This window comes from Aquitalea sp. LB_tupeE (genome assembly GCF_013391415.1).
In the GTDB taxonomy this organism is placed as follows: domain Bacteria; phylum Pseudomonadota; class Gammaproteobacteria; order Burkholderiales; family Chromobacteriaceae; genus Aquitalea.
The window spans coordinates 74,561-94,194 of record NZ_JACAXB010000034.1; the positions used below are offsets into that span (position 1 = coordinate 74,561).

The window sequence follows — 19,634 nt, forward strand, 5'->3', positions numbered from 1 at the left end:
AGGCTTTTCACGGAGGACACCCGATGCACGCCATGTTACACACCCTGTTTCAGGCCAAGGCCTGGGCCAACCGGCAATTGTTTACCCTGCTGGAACAGCAACTGCAGGCACTATCCGACGAGACCCAGACCGCCGCCGTGCGCATGCTGAACCATGTGTGGCTGGTGGAGCAGATATTCCAGGCCAATCTGCAACAGCAGCCACATGGCTTTGACGCGCTGAATACGCCGGACACGCCCACGCTGGCCCAGCTACAGGCGCGTCAGCAGGCCAGCGATGACTGGTATCGCGCCTATCTGGAATCACTGGATAACGTCGCACTGACACAGGCGGTGGATTTCCGTTTTGTCGATGGCAAGCCGGGCCGTATGCAGCGCAGCGAGATGCTGCTGCACCTGATTACCCACGGCAGCTATCATCGCGGCATGGTGGGCCGCATGCTGGCCGAGGCGGGAATCCGCCCGCCCAAGGACAGCCTCACCATTTTTCTGCATCAAACAGCCTGAGGGGAAAACGCAATGGCACAATTTGGCGTGGAAGTGGAATGGCAACGTAAGGGGCAGGACTTTCTGGACCGCCGCTACAGCCGCAAGCATGTGTTGCGCTTTGATGGTGGCGCGGAAGTGGCGGGTTCGTCCTCCCCCGCCGTGGTGCCGCTGCCAATGTCGGACGCCAGCGCGGTGGACCCGGAAGAAGCTTTTGTGGCAGCGCTATCCAGTTGCCACATGCTGTGGTTTCTGGACCTGGCCGCCCGCGCCGGTTTCACGGTGGAGCGTTATCTGGACCGCGCCAGCGGCGAGATGGGCAAGAACGCCGCCGGGCAATTGGCCATCACCCGCGTCACGTTGCGTCCGGAGGTGCAATTTGGCAGTGCCAACCCGCCCAGCGCGGCCCAGCATGCCCACTTGCATCATCAGGCCCACAGCAACTGCTTTATTGCCAATTCCGTGACATCGACGGTGCTGTGTCAGCCGGTGGGGCTGGACGATACACCGGCCCAGTAACATCGGTCTGGGCATCAGGCACAGCTTCGGTCTGCTACGGACTGCTGCATGGCGGGCAGGCTGGCTTCGGCCATGGCTTCGCCCACCAGAATGATGGCCGGGCTGCCCATGCCTGCGGCCAGGGCATCGACCTCCAGTGTGGCCAGTGTGCTGAGCAGGCGTTGTTCCTGCGGCGTGCTGGCCCATTGCACCACCGCCACCGGGGTGCTGGCCGGTAAATACTGCAACAGCGCCTGATTCAGGCTGGCGATGCGGCTCATGCCCATATAGATGGCCAGCGTGGTGCCGGTGGCAGCCAGCGCCTGCCAGTCCGGCTCGCTGTGATCCTGCGCATGGGCGGTTACCAGCGTCACGCCACGGCAATGCTGACGATGGGTGAGCGACACGCTCAGGCTGGCGGCGGCGGCCAGTGCCGCGCTGATGCCATTGACCACTTCCACCGCGATGCCGTGTTGTTGCAGGTAGCGGATTTCCTCCCCGGCCCGGCCAAACAACAGCACCTCGCCGCCCTTTACCCGCACCACCCGCCTGCCCTGCATCGCATAGCGGCGCATCAGACGCTGAATGAAATCCTGCGGCGTGGATTTGCAGCCGCCGCGCTTGCCCACCCGCACCACTTGCGCCTGCGGGGCCAGGCTGACGATGTCCGGGTTGACCAGTTCGTCCAGCAGCAGCACCTGGGCCGCCTGCAACTGGCGTACGGCCTTGAGAGTGAGCAGTTCCAGATCGCCGGGGCCTGCCCCCAGCAGCACTACCTTGCCGGTTTCGCGTTTCATGCTGTTACTCCTGTGCTCAGGCAGGCTGCGCCACGCTGGCGGCCATGCGTTTGATTTCCGGCACGCAGGAGCCGCAAACGCTGCCGCAACCCAGAGTGCCCTTGATGTGTTCCACGCTATCGCCCCGCTCCAGACACTGGCGGATGGCGTTTTCTCCCACCTGCTTGCACTGGCAGATGATTTTTTCCCGCACTACGGCTCGCTGTCCGGCCGGGGCAAACACCGTCAGCCGCGAACCCTGCCATGCATCACCGGCTTGCAGTTGCTGCAACAGGCTGTCCGCTGCCGGGCCGTCTGTGACATTGCTGCTGGCAAACACAAAGGCCGCCAGACGTTCATCCGCCCAGGCCACGCGCTTGACCACGCCACGGCGGTCGTCACGGTATTCCAGTACATCTGGCCCCGGCTGCAGGCCCAGCACATCCAGCAGTTGTTGCAGCCAGCCCTCCAGTGCCTGCGCATGCGCGGCACGCAATAACAAGACATCCGGACCGTGCAGCGCAATGGCGGCGTAGCTGCACTGGCGCAGCAACGGGGACAGCCGCGCCTGCATGGCGGGCAGGTCGTCACAACGCAGCGCCGCCGTTACCCGCCACGGCAGGCTGATTTTTTCCACCTTGACTGCCGCATGCTTGAGTTCCGGCTGGAAGGACTGACCATCCACCTGCGGCTGGCTGGTTTCGTTGATACCGCCACTATTCAGGAACTGGCCATTCCAGTGCATGGCGGCAAACACCGTGCCGCTGGCCAGTTCGCGGCTGAGCGCCAGCGGCAACACCAGCTGACCACGCTTGCTGCTGATACGCACCAGCTCGCCCGCTTGCAGGCCACGGCGTTCGGCATCGTCCGGGTGCATTTCCAGTGCCGGTTCCGGGCGGTGGGCAAACAGTTGTGGCAGACGGCCGGTACGGCTCATGCCATGCCACTGGTCGCGCAAGCGGCCAGTCAGCAGGCGGAAGGGGTAATGTGCCGATACATTTTCTGCCGGTGGCTGGTAGCGCAGCGCATGAAAGCGCGCCCGGCCATCGGCGGTGGCAAACACGCCATCGACATAGCGCCGCGCCTGGCCCTGTACCATGCCCGCCGGTAGCGGCCATTGCTGCGGCCCGGCCTTATCCAGCAAGGCATAGTCCAGCCCGCTGATGTCCAGATCGCGCCCGCTGGTGAGCGCACGGTGCTGGTCGAACACGCTGGCGGCAGCGGTATTGCCAAACAGGCTGGCCGCGCCGGGATACAGCAGTGCTTCCAGGCGGCGCGCAATCTGGCTGACGATCCAGCTATCGCTTTGTGCCTCGCCCGGTGGCGGCACGGCGGCGCGCACCCGGCTGATGCGGCGTTCGGAATTGGTGACCGTACCCTCTTTCTCGCCCCAGGTGGCGGCGGGCAACAGGATGTCGGCCAGCGCGGTGGTATCGGTGTGGGCAAAGGCGTCCTGCACCACCACCAGCTCGGCCTGCGCCAGTGCGGCGCGCACCTGCGGCAGATTGGGCAGCGAGTGCGCCGGGTTGCTGCAGGCAATCCAGATGGCCTTGATTCGCCCCTGTTGCAAGGCCTCGAACATGGCGATGGCGGGCAGGCCGGGAGTGGCGGACAGTCGCTCGAACGGCACGCCCCAATGAGCGGCCACTTCTGCGCGGTGCGCGGCATTGTCGATATCGCGATGCGCCGCCAGCATGGTGGCCATGCCGCCCACTTCGCGCCCGCCCATGGCATTGGGCTGGCCGGTGAGCGAAAACGGCCCGGCACCCGGCTTGCCTATCTGCCCCGTTGCCAGATGCAGATTGATCAGCGCCAGGTTCTTGTCAGTACCGTGGCTGGACTGGTTCAGCCCCATGCAGTACAGCGACAGGCTGGCCGGGCTGTGGCCAAACCACTCGGCTGCCTGGATCAGGTCTTCTTCGCGGATGCCGCAGATTTCCGCCGCCATTTTCGGCGTGGTGTTACGCACCATCTGCTTGAGTTCGGCAAAGCCCTCGGTATGGGCGCTGATGTAATCCGCTGCCACCAGCCCTTCCCAGATCAGGTGATGCAGCATGCCGTTGAACAGCGCAACATCGGTGCCGGGCTGAATCTGCAAATGCAGGTCGGCCATGGCGGCGGTATCGGTACGGCGCGGGTCGATGACAATCCAGCGCGTGTCAGGCCGTGCTGCGCGCGCTTCTTCCAGACGGCGCAGCAGTACCGGATGGGCATACGCCAGATTGCTACCGGCAAACAACACGCAGTCGGCCTGTTCCAGATCGGCATAACAGGTGGGCGGGCCATCGGCCCCAAAGGCTTTTTTATAGGCAGTAACGGCGCTGGACATGCACAGGCGGGAATTGGTGTCGATGTTGTTGCTTCCCACCACGCCCTTGGCCAGTTTGTTGAACAGATAGTAGTCCTCGGTCAGCAACTGGCCGGACACATAAAATGCCACCGCGTCCGGCCCGTGCTGGCGGATGATGCGGGCAAAACCTTCGGCCACGCTGTCCAGCGCGCTGTCCCAGTCGACGCGCTGGCGCGGCGCATCGCGGGTGGGCCGTATTTCCGGGTAGAGTGCACGGCCGCTGTCGCTGGCGGCGCTGGCCGCTAGATTCAGCCCCTTGCTGCACAACCGGCCAAAATTGGCTGGATGTTCTGGGTCGCCGCGCACACCGGTAATGCGTCCGTCTTCGCTGGCAATCAGCACGCCACAGCCTGTGCCGCAATAACAGCAGGTGGAGCGGGTTTCAGTCTTGCCCATTTTTCCCATCCTTTTCTGATGACAAGGTCCCGTTGCAACCCTTTGCAATAGGTCTTGTTCACAAGCCCAGCAGCACCATGCCCTGTTCCAGCTTCACCGGAAAATGGCGGGCACAGCCTTCGTCCGGCGCGCGTGCTGCGCCGGTGGTCAGGTCGATATTCCAGCTGTGCAGCGGGCAAGTAACCGACTCGCCATGCACAATGCCCTGGCTGAGCGGCCCGCCCTTGTGCGGGCAACGGTCCAGCAAGGCAAACACCTTGTCATCATGGGTGCGGAACACCGCCACATTGCCACTGGCACGTTCCACCACGCGGCTGCCTTGCGGCGGGATGTCAGTCAGGGCGCAGATGTGTACCCAGTGTTGGCTGTCTGTCATGGTGTGCGCTCCTCAGGCGTGCAGCTTGATCGGAATGAATTCGTTTTTCTGCGTGCCGGCAATGCGGGCCGCCCATGGGTCGGGCAGGCCTTGCAGCGAGAACAGCAGCCGCTGGTACAGTGCCTGCCGGTTGGCGGCATCGGCCACTACCTTGGCCTTGATGACATCCAGGCCGACACGGGCGATGTAGTGCACGGTGCGGTCCAGGTAATAGGCTTCCTCGCGGTACAGCTGCAAAAATGCCCCGCTGTATTCTTTTACTTCCTCGGCGGTTTTCACCTTGCACAGGAACTGCGCCACCTCGGTCTTGATGCCGCCGTTACCGCCAACATACAGCTCCCAGCCGGAATCCACCGCGATCACCCCCACGTCCTTGATGCCGGCTTCGGCACAGTTGCGCGGGCAGCCGGACACCGCCAGTTTCACTTTGTGCGGCGACCACATATTGGCCAGCATGGTTTCCAGATCAATGCCCATCTGGGTGCTGTTCTGGGTGCCAAAGCGGCAGAATTCGCTGCCGACACAGGTTTTCACCGTACGGATGGATTTGCCATAGGCGTGGCCGGACTGCATGCCCAGGTCTTGCCAGACATTGACCAGGTCTTCCTTTTTCACCCCCAACAGGTCGATACGCTGACCGCCGGTGACTTTCACCATCGGCACCTGGTATTTGTCGGCCACGTCGGCAATGCGGCGCAGTTCGCTGGCGGTGGTGACGCCGCCCTTCATTTGCGGAATCACCGAGAAGGTGCCGTCCTTCTGGATATTGGCGTGTACCCGTTCGTTGACGAAGCGGCTTTGCGGGTCGTCCACTGCCTCGTGCGGCCAGCTGGACAGCAGGTAGTAGTTGATGGCCGGGCGGCAGGTGGCGCAGCCATTGGGGGTGCGCCATTCCAGGAAGTGGAACACCTCGGCATGGGTCAGCAGGTGCTGTTCGCGAATGGCCTTGCGCACTTCGCCATGGCTGCGCTCGGTACAGCCGCACACCGCCTTGGTCTTGGGCGTTTCCTGAAAATCTGTGCCCACCACGCTCATCAATATCTGTTCCACCAGCCCCGAGCAGGAACCGCAGGAGCTGGCCGCCTTGGTGTGCTTTTTCACCTCGTCCAGGGTAAACAGGCCCTTGTCCTTGATGGCCTTGACGATGGTGCCCTTGCACACGCCGTTACAACCGCACACTTCGTCACTGTCCTGCATGCAGGCAGCCTTGCTCTGGCCCTGCACCCCAACGTCGCCAATGGCGGATTCGCCAAACATCAGCGTGTCGCGCAAATCCGCCACCGAGCGGCCCTCGCGTAGCAGCTTGAAATACCAGGCACCGTCGGCGGTATCACCATACAGGCAGACCCCGGCCAGCTTGTCGTCCTTGATCACCAGCTTCTTGTACACGCCGCCGGCCGGGTCGGACAGCACGATGTCCTCCATGCCCTCGCCGCCCATGAAGTCGCCAGCCGAGAACAGATCAATCCCGGTGACTTTCAGCTTGGTAGACAGCACCGAGCCCTGATAACGGCCTATGCCCAGCTGGGCCAGATGGTTGGCGCATACCTTGGCCTGCTCGAACAGCGGGGCGACCAGACCATAGGCCACGCCACGATGGCTGACACACTCGCCCACCGCATACACCCGCGGGTCGTAGGTTTGCAGCGCATCGCTCACCACAATGCCGCGCTCGCAATGCAGACCGCAGGATTCGGCCAGCGCGGTATTGGGGCGAATGCCTACCGCCATCACGACCAGTTGGGCGTTTATCTCTTCGCCATCGCTAAAGCGTACCCCGGCCACACCACCCTGCCCGTCATCCAGAATGGCGGCGGTCTGCTTGCCCAGCAAAAAGCCGATGCCACGCTCTTCCAGTGCCCGGCGCAGCAGACCACCGGCCACATCGTCCAGCTGGCGGTCCAGCAGCCAGTCACCCAGATGCACCACGATGACATCCATGCCGCGCAGTTTCAGGCCGTTGGCCGCTTCCAGCCCCAGCAAGCCACCACCAATCACCACCGCCTGACGCTTGGTTCTGGCTGCTTCCATCATCAGTTCGGTATCGCGGATATCTCGATAGCTGATGACGCCATCCAGCTCTTTGCCAGGCACCGGCAGGATAAAGGGTGTGGAGCCGGTGGCCAGCAGCAAGCGGTCGTAAGCCGCTTCGGTGCCGTCTTCGGCGATGACTTTGCGGCGCACCCGGTCGATGGTGGCCACATTCTTGCCCATGTGCAGGGTAATGCCGTGCGCGGCATACCATTCAACACTGTTGAGAATGATGTCCTTGAAGTCCTGCTCCCCGGCCAGTACCGGCGACAGCAGGATGCGGTTGTAGTTGGGGTGCGGCTCGGCACCGAACACGGTGATGTCGTACAAATCCGGTGCCAGGCTCAGCAACTCTTCCACCGTGCGGATGCCAGCCATGCCGTTGCCCACTACCACCAGCTTTTGCCGAGTCTTGCCCTGCAGTTCTGCCATGTCCATTCTGCTCTCCTTTGCTTCTTATACGCGGGCTGCGGCAACGGTCCAGCCACTGCGCCAGCGTTGTTTCACCCCGGAAAGGCTCAGCCAGGCCAGGCAGCAAAGGCAGGCAAACAGCCACAGGCCTGCTGCATAACCACCGGTGGCCTGCTTGATGGCCCCCAGGCTGGCAGCCAGCGCAAAACCACCCACCCCGCCCGCCATCCCCACCAGACCTGTCATCACGCCGATTTCCTTGCCAAAGCGCTGCGGCACCAGCTGGAACACCGCACCGTTACCGGCACCCAGGCACAGCATGGCCAGGATGAACAGCAGCAGTGCTACCGTTGGGCCACCCACATTGAAACCGGCCGCGCCAATCAGCAGCGCACAGCACAGATACACCGCGAGCAAGGAACGGGTGCCGCCCAGACGGTCGGCCAACATGCCGCCAAGCGGCCGCATCACTGAACCGGCAAACACGCAGGCTGCGGTGTACAGCCCTGCGGTTTTGGCATCAAAGGCAAACTGGTCGTGAAAGTAACCCGGCAGCGCGCTGGCAAAGCCGGAGAAGCCGCCAAAGGTCATCGAATAGAAAAACATGAACCACCAGGCGTCTTTTTCCTTCAGCACCGCCAGATAGTCGGCCAGCTTCTTGGCTGGCGGCGCATTCGGTGCGTCCTTGGCACAGACAGCAAAGATGATGAGCGCGGCCACCAGCGGAATGCAGGCCAAGCCAAACACGTTCTGCCAGCCAAAGGCCAGTGCCAGCGCCGGAGCAAACAGCGCGGCCAGCACCGTGCCGGAATTACCCGCACCGGCAATACCCATGGCCGTGCCCTGATGCTGCGGCGGATACCAGCGCGAGGCCAGCGGCAGTGATACAGCAAACGAGGCCCCGGCCACGCCCAGGAACAGGCCCAGCAACAGCGCACCGCCCAGGCTGGCGATGCCGATCTGCCAGGCCGCCAGCAAGGCGGAAATCACCACCAGCTGTCCGATGATGCCGGCCCCGCGCGCGCCGATGCGGTCCACCAGCACGCCCATCAGCAGGCGCAGGATGGCTCCGGCCAGAATCGGCGTGGCCACCATCAGGCCGCGCTGCTGGGTGGACAAATGCAATGCGGTGGCAATGGGCACCTGCAAGGGACCCAGCAGATACCACACCATGAAACTGAGGTCGAAATACAGAAAGGCTGAAAACAGGGTCGGCTTGTGTCCGGCTTGCCAGAAAGTGCGGTCCATGTAGTACTCCTGTCGGGGAAGCGTGCTTCCCGCCAAATGGCCAAAACAAAAACGGCGCCCTCCCTGACTGTGAAGTCAGGAGAGGACGCCGTTGTCCGTATCGGCAGTGGCCGCCGTTGGCCACTACCCTGATGTATGGTGCAGTCAGCGCGCCATTGCGCTGCCACACCGGACTTATTGCAATTTGCGTGCCAGCCTGAAAAAGCTGCTTGCTGGATTGTTCAGGCCGGTTTTGCCCGGATGCTGCACCGCATCAGTGCGTAAAATACCGTATCGCACCGACACTGGGCGCAGCATCCGCCAGCGCCGGCCAGTGCGCGCCATCCATCAATACACTGTGGCGCATGCTGTTCGGTGGCAGCGGCAAACCACAAGCCCGTGCTGCCTGCTGGTACAGGGCGGTCTGGTTGACGGCTGCCACCACATCCTGCTCCGCCTCACCCTGCCACATGCCCCAGCGGCGGTATTGCTGCAGGAACCACAGCCCGTCCGACAGATAGGGATAATTGACCAGGCCATCGGCACAGAAGCGTAGCGGGCTGGCATCGGCACTTTCCCATTGCTGCAGGATCAGTTCCACCGGCATGGCCAGGCAGTCATCCGCCGCCAGCCAGGCAGCAGCCTGCATATGGTTTTCCGGCTGATCCAGCCAGTGGCAGGCTAGCAGCAACGCCTGTACCAGACGCCCGGCTACATACGGCTGTTGCTGTGCCAGCTCGCGTCGAGAAGCCAGCACCTTTTCCGGGTGATTCGGCCAAATGACTGCACTGTCCGTCACCAGGCGGGCTACGCCGCGCTGCTGTGCTAGAGCATGCCAGGGCTGACCGGCACAGAATCCGTCCAGCACACCAGCCTGCATGGCATCGCTCATTTGTGCCGGGGGAATCACCACGCAGCGGGCGTCACGCAAGGGGTGTATGCCCTGCGCCGCCAGCCAGTAATACAGCCACATGGCGTGGGTGCCGGTGGGAAAGGTGTGCGCCAGCACCAGCGGCCGCCCCAGTTGCTGGCTTATTTCGCGCAAGCTGACGCCTTGCCGGTATTGCTGTGCCAGGTGCGGTGCCAGACTGATGCCCTGCCCGTTCTGGTTCAGCGTCATCAGGATGGCCATGTCGCATTGCGGGCTGCCCAGGCCTAGCTGCATGCCGTAAACCAGTCCGTACAGCGCATGGGCGGCATCCAGCTGCCCGCTGCTCAGTTTGTCGCGCACGGCAGACCAGGACGGCTGGCGTTGCAAGCAAAACTGCAGGCCCAGCTCCCGGTCCAGCCCCAGTTTGTGCGCCACCACCAGTGCGGCGCAGTCGGTGAGCGCAACAAAACCCAGGTTCAGTGTGTGTAAGCTTGCAGGTACGGTCATCAAAGGCTTTCAGCCCAGCAATTTGCTGGAATTGATCAGTTGGCGGGACAGTTCGACCAAACGCAGGCCGCTTTGCATGGCCTGGCTGCGCAGTAGCGCATAGGCCTCGGCTTCGGAAAGCTGGCGGCGTTCCATCAGGATCCCCTTGGCGCGCTCGATCAGCTTGCGGTCTGCCAGTTGTTCTTCCACCTCGGCCAGACGCTTTTTCAGCCGGGCATCTTCTTCAAACTTCACCCGCGCCATGTCGATGATGGGAGCCAGGCGGCTGGCCGCCACCTGGTCCACCACATAGGCGGTGACACCGGCGCTGACCGCAGCCTGAATGGCGGGCAGGCCGCCTTGCTCGGCAAACATCACCACCGGGCGTGGTGCGGCATGGCCCATCAGTGCCAGCTGCTCCAGCGTGTCACGGGAGGGAGATTCGGTATCAATGATGATGATGTCCGGTGACTGACTGTCCACCAGTTGCAGCAACTCGGCAGCGCCTTGTGCCTGCGCCACCACCAGATAGCCGGCCGCCGTCAGCGCAGCATGCAGCTGCGCCATCGGGCGGTCGGTATCGTTGACCAGTAGTAGTCGTAATGGAGTGGAAGCAGTCATGGCAGCCATCATCGGGTGATGGCCACCAGCAATGCAAAATTCATGCCCAGGATCAAAGCGACCAGTGCAAGGGCTTGCAAGCACCCCGCACCGGCCAGCCGATGGAATCAGTTTGCTCGTTCTGGCAGCGGCATTTGCAGCCACTGCTGATAGAAGGTTTCGATGTCCGGTTCGAAATCGTGAATCACCGGATACCAGGGAGTGGGTGCTTCCACATCATGCATGGTGGCGCATTGCGGACAGTAATACTCGCGATACACCTGCCACTGCGTGTCCGGTGCCATCAGCGGCGGGTACACCTCGGCCATGGCTTCGGGGCTATCACGCACATGAATCATGGCATTGAGCTTCCAGTTTTGGCGGTAATCACCAAACACATGGCCGCAATCGCACTGCGTCACCCAGCGCTTGTCCTGGCAGGACTGCACGATATACAGGTGCGGGCCCAGAGGCAGGATGATGCGGTCGGGAAAGCTCACCTTTTCCTGCAAGGCGGCCAGGTACTGTACAAAGCGCTGCTGATCCTTGGGCATGGACAACATGCGAAAGGTGGTGTCCCAGTCCAGCGTGCCATCCACCAGATGGGCAATCTGTTCATTGGTATATGCCGTCATGTTTTGTCTCCTTCTGCATGGGGTTTTACTCTTCCACCTGAACCACGGTGGTGACATCGGGCAGCAAGGACAAATCCATGCGGTGCCTGGCGCCATATGACGGTACGCCCAGCTCGCTTTCCAGCAGCTGCCACTCATCCGGCAGGCTCCAGAAGGCCTTGAACTGGCGGCTGAACTTGTCCGACAAGGCAAAGCTGGTGGCAAACATGTGCTGCACCTGTACCGAGGCCTGTCTGGCCAGAATGCGCTCGCGTTCCTTCTGCATCCAGACGCGGGTGGGCTGCGCACGGGCCAGCCTTTCCTGCCGCATTTGCGCGCGCCGCTGGCGGGTTTGCGTGACATCCACGGTATAACGGCCCTTGCTGTCGCAGCTGAACACCGCGCCATACACGCGTTCTGCGTATTCCGGCAGCAGGAATTGCTGGTTCAGGTCGGCCTCTATCGCCTTGGGGTCGCGGTCTATCGGATCGCCAAAACCCGGCCCGCCGCGCAGGTAGTTCAGGTAGAGGTCGTAGTTGTCGTAACAGTCTTCGGTGCTCATGCACTGCTTGTCACGCTTGACCCTGGCCCCTGCCGCCAGGTGTCGTTCGTAGTCTGGCTGTGTCGGGTTGGCGTCCCCGCCCAATGGCAGCGATTCGCCAGCAGCAATGCGTTTTGCCAGCCCGGTGTTGTGGGCTTCAAAACGATAGCCGGTGGCCGCGGGATAGCCGCCCATCAGTCCCCAGTCGCTGTTCATGTAGCCATTGCCCATGAAGAACATGGTCCAGTCCTGTGCCTTCCACACCATGCGCAGGGTTTCGAACCCGCAGCCACCACGGTATTTGCCATAGCCACCGGAGTTGGTTTTGACATTGCGCCCCAGGTAAAGCAGCGGCTCGGCCATTTCCCAGATTTCGATGTCACCCATATCGCCTTCAGGGTTCCAGATGGCAGCGGCGTGGTTCAGCCCGTCCTTGATGGCGCTGGCCCCAGTGCCGCAGGAGCTGGCTTCAAAGCTGTTGACCGCGTGGATTTCGCCATCCTGGTTGATGCCACCGCCTTGCAGCCAGTTGGAGGTGTTGGCATTGCCGGCGTTGACTTCTTCCAGATAGCCACGGCTGAAATAGGCCTGGCTCAGCCCGCGCCACAAGGCGGACCAGCCGGACACCAGAAAATGCCAGGCGTAGGCATGTCCGGTACGGCGGTCATCCGGGTTGCACCACGTGCCCTTCGGCAGGCGGAATTCGGTGGCGTAGTAAGCGCCATCGTTGATGCGCTGGGTGGGCACCAGGGTCTGGCACATCATCACCCAGATGCCGGAGGTGAAGGCCACCTGATGAGCATTGAAGGTGTGCCAGCCCCAGCGGCTGGCACCTTCGAAGTCCAGCCGCCATTTGCCGTCCGGCCTGATGGTCATCTCGCACGGAGAGTGCATGATGGAATCCAGCTTGGCAAAGGCATTGGATACCTGCACGTCTTCGTGTTTGTAGGGCACGTCGACGAAAGACACTTTGCGGTAGATACCGGGCAGGGTCATGGCCTTGATGCGGCTCATCAGTCCGCGACGCCCCTCTTCTATCACTTCGAAGGCAAATTGCTCGTACGCTTCGATGCCATCGGCACGAATCACCTCTTCCACCAGATCGCGGATCATGTGGCACCCGGCAATGCGGGTTTTTTCGTCGAGGATCCAGTACTTGGGCGTGCGTACCGAACGCTGCGATTCATGCAGCCAGTCGCGCAGCGGTACATCGTTGATGCCGGTCTTGCGGCAGGTAATCATGTAGCCATCGCCAAAGCGCTGGGTTTGCCCGGTAGACATGGAGCCCGGTGTCACCGCCCCGGTGTCGATGACATGGGTGACACCGCCCACCCAGCCTATCAGCCTGCCCTCCCAGAAAATGGGCACGATGGTGGCAATGTCGCAGGGGTGTACATTGCCAATGGCGCAGTCATTGGTGGTGAACATGTCACCCGGATGGATGCCGGGATTGCTCTCCCAGTCGTTTTCAATCATGTATTTGATGGCAGCACCCATGGTGCCGACATGAATGATGATGCCGGTGGAAGTCAGCACGCAGTCACCGGCCGCGTTATACAGGGTGAAGCACAACTCACCTTCTTGCTCGACGATGGGGCTGGCGGCAATTTTCTTGGCGGTTTCGCGGGCATGTACCAGCCCGCCGCGCAGTTTGGAGAACAGCTTTTCGTAGCCGATAGGGTCGCCATCGCGCAGCGCCAGTTCTGTCAGCCCGTTGTAATGCCCGGTGGCACGGGTACGTTCGATGATGGCGTCGCGATACTGTTTCAGGGTCTGGCCGTTGTGCAACAGGTCGGCAGTCTTGAATTCCCGCTGGTTGAACATGTTCATGGTGCGTCTCCTTTATTGCAGCTGGCTCAGATGAAACAGACGATGCTTGTCCAGCCGGGTGGCAAAGCCGTCGGGCACCACAAAGGTGGTGGCATCGGATTCGATAATGGCCGGCCCGATGATGTGATTACCGGCCTTCAGGCCCTCCATGCTCCACAGCGTGGCTTCAGACCATTTTTTGTGACGGTAGAACGGCCGGGTTCCCAGGCAGGCGGCAGCGGGGGGCACCGGGCCGGCGTCCGGGTCTTCCGGCAAGGCAGGTTTCTGGGTGATCACCGTACCGCGCAAAATGGCTGCGGTAATGGAAAAGCCCAGCTCCGGCGAGCGTGCGGCAGTGGCATAAACCCGGCCATAGGTGGTTTCGAAAGCCTCGACCATCCGGTCCCAGTGTTCGGCCGTGCTGGCCCAGGTGACCGGCGAGACAATTTCCAGATCATTCAGCTGCCCCATGTATTGCATCTTGAAACCGGGTATCAGCAATACGTCCTCGGGCTGGTAGCCATTGAGCACGAACTCGTCGATCACCTTTAGCGCCAGATCGGACCATGCCTCCTGCAAGGTCTGGCAGGCCGCCACCTTTTCGGCTGCGCTGGCATGCTGCGCCACGCCCAGATCCACCGACTTGTCATAGCGGTATTCGAAATCGGCACAGGCACAGCCAAAGGCCGAGAAACCCGCAGCCCAGGCCGGCACCACCACGTCCTTGAAACCGACGCCACCGGTATAACCATAGGTATGCACCGGCCCGGCCCCGCCATAAGAGAAGCAGGTGAATTCCGCCGGGTTGTAGCCCTTGGCGCTGATATTGGCACGCAGGTATTCGGACAGGGTGAGGTCCAGCAGTTCGATGACGCCTGCTGCGGCATCTTCCACACTCAGGCCCAGCGGGTCGGCAATTTGCGCCTTGATATGCTGCCGGGCACGGGCGACATCCAGCTTGATGGCTCCGCCCAGGAAGTTGTCGGGGTTGAGGTAACCCAGCACCACATGACAGTCGGACACTGACACGGTATCCAGCCCGCTTTCCGGCCAGCAGGTACCCACCCGGTATCCGGCACTGTCCGGCCCCAGCTTGATGGCCTTGCTGTAGGGGTCCAGCCGCACGAAGCTGCCGGCTCCTGCGCCCACCGAGTCCATGGCAACCAGCGGCAGCGACAACACCAGCCGGGCCATGTCCGGGTCGGACTTGATGGCGAAGTTGCCCTTGGTGATCAGGGCGACATCAAAGCTGGTACCGCCTATATCCGAGCAGGCGATATTGTCATCGCCCAGGTATTCGCCCAGCAGCTTGGCCCCGATCACCCCGCCGATGGGGCCGGACACGATGGTGCGCGCCAGCTCCTTGGCCTGCCAGCTGATGGTGCCGCCGTGGGTGGCCATCACCCGCAGGTCAAAGCGGGCACCGTATTTGCTGAACAGATCACTCACCTGCCTGAGGGTCTGGCGCGAGGGCTCGGCGCCGTAGGCTTCCAGAATGGTGGTGTTCATGCGGTGGCTTTCCTTGCGTGACGGGTAATAGTCCACCGAGGCAAAAACCGGAATATCGGTATGGGCTTGCTGTAGTTCGTCCAGCACAATATCGCGTGCCTGCTGTTCGCTGCGCGGGTTCTTGTGCGACTGCAACAGGCAAATAACGATGGCCTGGGCACCGGCTTCCAGCAGCTCGCGGGTGGCCTGGCGCACTTCATCCACGCGCAGCGGGATGACGATCTCACCCTGCACGTCGGTACGCTCTGTCACGCCACGGGTGCGGGATACCGGCACCAGCGGTTCGTCGTAACGATGGGTATTCAGATGAATGCGGTCTTCCAGCGCATAGCCCAGATAGCTTTGCAAGGCTCGCCCCATGGCGTGGAGCTGCTCGAATCCCTTGTTGCAGATCAGCCCCACCGGCAAACCCTTGCGTGCCAGGATGCGGTTAAGCATGGCCGTGCCGGAATACACGCAGGTCACCAGTTCCGGATAGACATCCTCCACCGTCCGGCCCCAGTGTGCCAGCGCATCCAGCGAGGAGTGATAGATGGCATGTGACTCATCAGCGGGATTGCTTTGCGCCTTGCCAACCACAAAACGCCCATCTTCGCGGACGAAAAAGGTGTCGGTCATCGTGCCGCCGGCATCGATGCCCATGACCTGAACAACGGAACGCCTTTGCATATTGATTCCTCCAGACTGAGTGGTTCGACATCGTGGTATTGCCCTGACAGCATCAAGAGTTGGCCAACCTGGTTGCGACAAATCTTTTGGCCAGAAATCAATGACAGGCACCACGCCACAGGGAATGCCCCCAGCCTGGTAATGGCAACTTGCATGCCACCCTTCAAATCAAAACAAATTTCACACTTTTCCTTTTGTTTACAATTACTTAAAAAAATAAAGCATTTGCACGGGGAATGCACGTATCGGCCAGCTTGTATTGAATACGGACAAGGCTGCGGACAGTGTACGGAATCCGGACAGCCCGCCTGACCAATGGGTGCAGGCCAGTCCTTCCCGGTTTTCCATGATGATGGACCCTGTTTCAGCCACGACAAGCACCGTGCCCAGCGGTAGCTGATCATTCCACTCATGCTGAGGGTGAAATCACCATGCCACGTTCAAAACCGCTGATTCCGAGTGCCATCAACGATCAACGGGTTGCCAGTTGCTGGGAAGCGTTCATCTGCCAGGAAAGCAGCCCGTCCGATGTTGTGCGCCAGGTCATCTGGCAGTCCTGGTTGCGCTGTCGCACCAGCGAGGTCAACCCGGCACTGCAAGTTGCGCCGGTCATCGACAGCAAGCAGCTGCTGACTGCACGCTGCCAGCAGGCAGAAACACTGCTTGGTGCGGCACGCCCGGTGATGAGCTTGTTGCGGGAGGTGCTCAGGGAGTCGGGCTCGATGATCATGCTGGCCGACGCAGACGGCATGATTCTCGATCAGCACGGAGCCCATCGCGCGCGGCAGGCTGGTGAGCAGGTGAATCTGGCGCCCGGCGGTCTCTGGACCGAATCGCTCATCGGCACCAATGCCATCGGCACAGCCATTGCCACCCGCCAGTCCGTGCAGATTCATGCCAACGAACATTACTGCCTGGATATCAAGCAATGGACCTGTGCTGCCGCGCCCATCTTCGACCCTTATAGCCAGGCCTTGCTGGGGGTTATTGACCTGTCAGGACGCAAGGAGACCTTTCACGGCCATTCATTGGGCCTGGCCATTGCCGCAGCCAGACAGATCGAATGTACCTTGCTGCAACAAGCCCACACTCTCAATCAACGCTTGCTGGAGCTTTTCACCCTGGCTTTCAATCAGTACCGCAACGACTGCCTGCTGTTGTTTGACCGGCATGGCCGCCTGCTGAAACAAAACGGCAAGCTGCACGAAGCCCGGCAGCAACATGGCGTCAGCCTGCTACATGACGGCAACTGGTATCTGCCCGCCTGTAACCTGGGCAACCCGGCCGAATTGCGTCAGCAACAGGCACCCGCCTGGCTGCAACAAGGTTGGGTACAAAGCCTGCAGGAAAAGGGACAGCAGCTGGGCAGCCTGTTGATCATTCCGCTGCGGCAAGCCGGAACCCCAATCAAACCTGCGCGCCCTGCCCCACCTCAACAAGCTGCGGATAGCTTTGATGCCATCATCGGCAGCAGCGCGGGCCTGCACGCCACCCGCCACCAGGCCCGGCGTCTGGCCGCACTGGACCTGCCGGTATTGCTGCTGGGCGAAACCGGGGTGGGCAAAGAGCTGTTCGCCCGCGCCATTCATCAATCATCAGGCCGGGCGACAGCCCCCTTTATTGCACTCAATTGCGGGGCATTGTCACGCGACTTGCTGGCCAGCGAACTGTTCGGCTATGTCGACGGAGCCTTTACCGGTGCACGCCGGGGCGGGATGCCGGGCAAGATAGAACAGGCCGATGGCGGCACGCTGTTTCTGGATGAAATCGGTGAAATGCCACTGGAGGTGCAGCCCCATTTGCTGCGCGTGCTGGAAGATGGCCGACTGGTGCGACTGGGCGATCGACATGAACGACAGATCAATCTGCGCCTCATCGCGGCCACCAACCGTGATTTGCAGGCCGAGGTAGCCAGCGGCCGGTTCCGCAACGACCTCTATCACCGGCTGTGCGTCAGCAGTGTGCTGATACCGCCCCTGCGTTCCCGCAAGCAAGACATCATCGATATCATTGCGCATCTGGACGCACAATTTTCCCGCAAATATGGCACAGCAGGAAAGCGACTGGGTGAAGGTGTCATGGAGGTACTGACCCGGCACGACTGGCCCGGTAATGTCAGGGAATTGCGCAATGTGTACGAGATGCTGTTTGCGCTGTGCGACGGAGCATGCATAGAGCTCGCGCAATTACCCCAGAACCTGCTGGCAGGCAGTACGACGCAAGGTATACAAACGGATAGCAAGCTGCATCAGGAAAGCCGGCTGGATGCCGTCGAAAGACAGGCCATAGAACGGGCCATCGCGCAGTCGGACGGCAACCTGTCCCGCGCAGCCCGCAGCCTGGGCATCTCACGCTCCACCCTGTACAGCAAACTGGCTGGCATACGCGGTAGCAGCAAGGCCGTGCGCAAAGACTAGACGGCAGCTATGCCTTCCGGCGTCAGGTCGCCCCGCTGGCCGCACTGGCCGGTACATGCTGCTGGCAGGCATGGTGCAGGAATTCGCCAAAGCGCTGCGTGGTGTACACATACCATGGATTGTCGATGCTGAAACTTTGCACGCCTCCGGCCAGATTGGGCGCGGCAAAATACAGGATGGCCCGATCCCGTCCCTGACCGCTGACACAGTCCAGCTCGGTGAGGATTTCCGCACTGTGCACGGCACTGCCGCCCAAAACAAAATTCAGGCTCCACCACAGCGAGATGGTGCCTCCCTTCTCCTGTTTCACCGGCTTGTTTTCCAGGCTGGCGTTCTGTTCGCACTGATCACTGCATTGCCAGTACAAGGGCGTTGCCTGGGCTTGCAATGCAAGGCAGGACAATAACAAGCAGCACAAGCCGGCAATGGCATTGGACAGGAAGGAAAGCGCAATTCGGGCGGAAGGCATGATGGCAAGGGCAGCGGCAGATTCGACAACAAGCCGACAGGCCATTGCCTTGCAACAGCCCACCGGGGGTGTTGCCAATGTAATGGCAATGCCGGTGGGCGATAACATCATTTACCGGAAATTACACCGCCATGACAGGCTGGGCAGCGCAGACATCAGGCGGGCATGGCAAACAGCTGGAACAATTCTTTCAGATGCGGCGCTTCAAAGCGGCGCCGCACGGTGATGGCATAAAAGGTTTCTTCCACCCCTTGTACCGAGCCGTATTTTTCCAGCAGCCCCTTGCCCAGCTCATCCTTCACCACAATGGCAGGAATCAGCGCCACGGCTCCGGCATCACGCGCCAGCAAGCGCAAAGTGGCCATATCGTCCACCTCGGCGCGAATACGCGGTTCTATGCCCAGTTTTTCGCACAACAGGTCGAAGCGCACACGGATTTCACTTTTGGCACTGGGCACCACCAGCCATTGCTGCCGCAGGATCTGCGCCAGGTCGAATGGCCCGTCAACCAGCCCCGGCGGGCCGATCAGGCAAACTTCCTGTCGTGCCAGCGTACGGCAGCGCCATGGATGCTTGTCGTCGGCAATCACCGGGCGGTTGCTCAGTACCACATCCAGTTCGAAAGCTGCCAGGCGGTTGAGCAGTTCTTCCAGCCCGCCCGCTTCCAGGTTCAGCTTGACTGACTGCCGCCCCAGTACCGGATGCAGAAAGCTTTCCAGAAAATTACGTGACAGGGTGGATACGCTGCCAATACGCAGCTGACCGCCCTGCCCGGCATCCTGACTGGTGGTGGTGGCCAACAACTCATTACCCAGCGCAAAAATAGCTTCGGCATAGCGCAGTACCGACGCACCCATTTCGGTCAGCAGCAGTTTTTTGCCTTCGCGCAGGAACAAAGGCGTGCCTAGTTGCTCCTCCAGCTGGCGGATTTGCGCCGACAACGCGGACTGGGAAATGTGCAGCCGTTCGGCGGTACGGGTGAGGTGCCCTTCCGCCGCCACGCGCCAGAAGTAATACAGATGATGATAGTTGAGGCGATTAATCATTCTGTTTAATAGATTGATTTGTCCGTATTAATGTATTTTACCGAACATGCTTT

At 61.3% G+C, this 19,634-nt stretch carries 15 protein-coding genes; 3 read left to right on the top strand and 12 right to left on the bottom strand.

Translation table 11 applies throughout. From position 1 onward, the window contains the following. The first annotated feature begins 23 nt into the window (after window positions 1-23). Entirely contained in the window at window positions 24-506 is a 483-nt protein-coding gene (locus HWX34_RS18025) for a DinB family protein (RefSeq protein WP_178973561.1), read from the top strand. Window positions 507-518: 12 nt separating this feature from the next. Further along, window positions 519-1,004 (top strand): OsmC family protein, encoded by a 486-nt coding sequence (locus HWX34_RS18030; protein ID WP_178973562.1) that lies wholly within the window; start codon window positions 519-521, stop codon window positions 1,002-1,004. 14 nt (window positions 1,005-1,018) lie between these two features. Here the strand turns inward: HWX34_RS18030 and cobA are convergent, their stop codons facing one another. From cobA to HWX34_RS18080, 10 genes are all read right to left on the bottom strand, one after another. Then, window positions 1,019-1,780, bottom strand: a complete 762-nt coding sequence (gene cobA / locus HWX34_RS18035; protein WP_178973563.1) for a uroporphyrinogen-III C-methyltransferase — start codon at window positions 1,778-1,780, stop codon at window positions 1,019-1,021. 16 nt (window positions 1,781-1,796) lie between these two features. Further along, complete coding sequence (locus HWX34_RS18040) at window positions 1,797-4,505, bottom strand: nitrate reductase (RefSeq protein ID WP_178973564.1); 2,709 nt, start codon at window positions 4,503-4,505, stop codon at window positions 1,797-1,799. A gap of 58 nt (window positions 4,506-4,563) precedes the next feature. Then, window positions 4,564-4,881, bottom strand: coding sequence for a nitrite reductase small subunit NirD (gene nirD / locus HWX34_RS18045; protein ID WP_178973565.1), 318 nt, complete (start codon window positions 4,879-4,881; stop codon window positions 4,564-4,566). Between the two features lie 12 nt (window positions 4,882-4,893). Beyond that, window positions 4,894-7,344, bottom strand: a complete 2,451-nt coding sequence (gene nirB, locus HWX34_RS18050) for a nitrite reductase large subunit NirB (protein ID WP_178973566.1) — start codon at window positions 7,342-7,344, stop codon at window positions 4,894-4,896. Window positions 7,345-7,368: 24 nt separating this feature from the next. Continuing rightward, window positions 7,369-8,571: a NarK/NasA family nitrate transporter gene (locus HWX34_RS18055; protein ID WP_178973567.1), complete on the bottom strand. Its 1,203-nt coding sequence runs from the start codon at window positions 8,569-8,571 to the stop codon at window positions 7,369-7,371. Between the two features lie 253 nt (window positions 8,572-8,824). Next, window positions 8,825-9,928 carry a CmpA/NrtA family ABC transporter substrate-binding protein gene (locus tag HWX34_RS18060; RefSeq protein WP_178973568.1) on the bottom strand — a complete coding sequence of 368 codons (1,104 nt, stop codon included), beginning with the start codon at window positions 9,926-9,928 and terminating at the stop codon, window positions 8,825-8,827. Between the two features lie 9 nt (window positions 9,929-9,937). Then, complete coding sequence (locus HWX34_RS18065) at window positions 9,938-10,528, bottom strand: ANTAR domain-containing response regulator (protein ID WP_218645245.1); 591 nt, start codon at window positions 10,526-10,528, stop codon at window positions 9,938-9,940. Between the two features lie 107 nt (window positions 10,529-10,635). Further along, window positions 10,636-11,142, bottom strand: coding sequence for an acetone carboxylase subunit gamma (locus tag HWX34_RS18070; RefSeq protein WP_178973569.1), 507 nt, complete (start codon window positions 11,140-11,142; stop codon window positions 10,636-10,638). A 25-nt stretch (window positions 11,143-11,167) separates the two neighbouring features. Further along, window positions 11,168-13,492, bottom strand: a complete 2,325-nt coding sequence (locus HWX34_RS18075; protein WP_178973570.1) for a hydantoinase B/oxoprolinase family protein — start codon at window positions 13,490-13,492, stop codon at window positions 11,168-11,170. Between the two features lie 12 nt (window positions 13,493-13,504). Further along, complete coding sequence (locus HWX34_RS18080) at window positions 13,505-15,649, bottom strand: hydantoinase/oxoprolinase family protein (protein ID WP_178973571.1); 2,145 nt, start codon at window positions 15,647-15,649, stop codon at window positions 13,505-13,507. A gap of 431 nt (window positions 15,650-16,080) precedes the next feature. Between HWX34_RS18080 and HWX34_RS18085 the strand changes: the two genes are divergently transcribed. After that, window positions 16,081-18,066, top strand: a complete 1,986-nt coding sequence (locus HWX34_RS18085; protein ID WP_178973572.1) for a sigma-54-dependent Fis family transcriptional regulator — start codon at window positions 16,081-16,083, stop codon at window positions 18,064-18,066. A 22-nt stretch (window positions 18,067-18,088) separates the two neighbouring features. Here HWX34_RS18085 and HWX34_RS18090 read toward each other — a convergent pair whose 3' ends face one another. Beyond that, a complete protein-coding gene (locus HWX34_RS18090) occupies window positions 18,089-18,535 on the bottom strand; it encodes a hypothetical protein (RefSeq protein WP_178973573.1) in 447 nt (148 codons plus the stop codon). A gap of 155 nt (window positions 18,536-18,690) precedes the next feature. Further along, on the bottom strand, window positions 18,691-19,581 hold the full coding sequence (locus HWX34_RS18095) for a LysR family transcriptional regulator (protein WP_178973574.1): 891 nt from the start codon (window positions 19,579-19,581) through the stop codon (window positions 18,691-18,693). Between the last annotated feature and the right edge of the window lie 53 nt (window positions 19,582-19,634).

What these genes read in the sequence shown, in the direction of transcription:
- HWX34_RS18085 (WP_178973572.1), top strand. Translation starts at nt 16,081, where the DNA reads ATGCCACGTTCAAAACCGCTGATTCCGAGTGCCATCAACGATCAACGG.
- nirB (WP_178973566.1), bottom strand. Translation starts at nt 7,344, where the DNA reads ATGGCAGAACTGCAGGGCAAGACTCGGCAAAAGCTGGTGGTAGTGGGC.
- HWX34_RS18095 (WP_178973574.1), bottom strand. Translation starts at nt 19,581, where the DNA reads ATGATTAATCGCCTCAACTATCATCATCTGTATTACTTCTGGCGCGTG.
- HWX34_RS18090 (WP_178973573.1), bottom strand. Translation starts at nt 18,535, where the DNA reads ATGCCTTCCGCCCGAATTGCGCTTTCCTTCCTGTCCAATGCCATTGCC.
- HWX34_RS18030 (WP_178973562.1), top strand. Translation starts at nt 519, where the DNA reads ATGGCACAATTTGGCGTGGAAGTGGAATGGCAACGTAAGGGGCAGGAC.
- HWX34_RS18055 (WP_178973567.1), bottom strand. Translation starts at nt 8,571, where the DNA reads ATGGACCGCACTTTCTGGCAAGCCGGACACAAGCCGACCCTGTTTTCA.
- HWX34_RS18070 (WP_178973569.1), bottom strand. Translation starts at nt 11,142, where the DNA reads ATGACGGCATATACCAATGAACAGATTGCCCATCTGGTGGATGGCACG.
- HWX34_RS18025 (WP_178973561.1), top strand. Translation starts at nt 24, where the DNA reads ATGCACGCCATGTTACACACCCTGTTTCAGGCCAAGGCCTGGGCCAAC.
- HWX34_RS18060 (WP_178973568.1), bottom strand. Translation starts at nt 9,928, where the DNA reads ATGACCGTACCTGCAAGCTTACACACACTGAACCTGGGTTTTGTTGCG.
- nirD (WP_178973565.1), bottom strand. Translation starts at nt 4,881, where the DNA reads ATGACAGACAGCCAACACTGGGTACACATCTGCGCCCTGACTGACATC.
- HWX34_RS18040 (WP_178973564.1), bottom strand. Translation starts at nt 4,505, where the DNA reads ATGGGCAAGACTGAAACCCGCTCCACCTGCTGTTATTGCGGCACAGGC.
- HWX34_RS18075 (WP_178973570.1), bottom strand. Translation starts at nt 13,492, where the DNA reads ATGAACATGTTCAACCAGCGGGAATTCAAGACTGCCGACCTGTTGCAC.
- HWX34_RS18080 (WP_178973571.1), bottom strand. Translation starts at nt 15,649, where the DNA reads ATGCAAAGGCGTTCCGTTGTTCAGGTCATGGGCATCGATGCCGGCGGC.
- HWX34_RS18065 (WP_218645245.1), bottom strand. Translation starts at nt 10,528, where the DNA reads ATGACTGCTTCCACTCCATTACGACTACTACTGGTCAACGATACCGAC.
- cobA (WP_178973563.1), bottom strand. Translation starts at nt 1,780, where the DNA reads ATGAAACGCGAAACCGGCAAGGTAGTGCTGCTGGGGGCAGGCCCCGGC.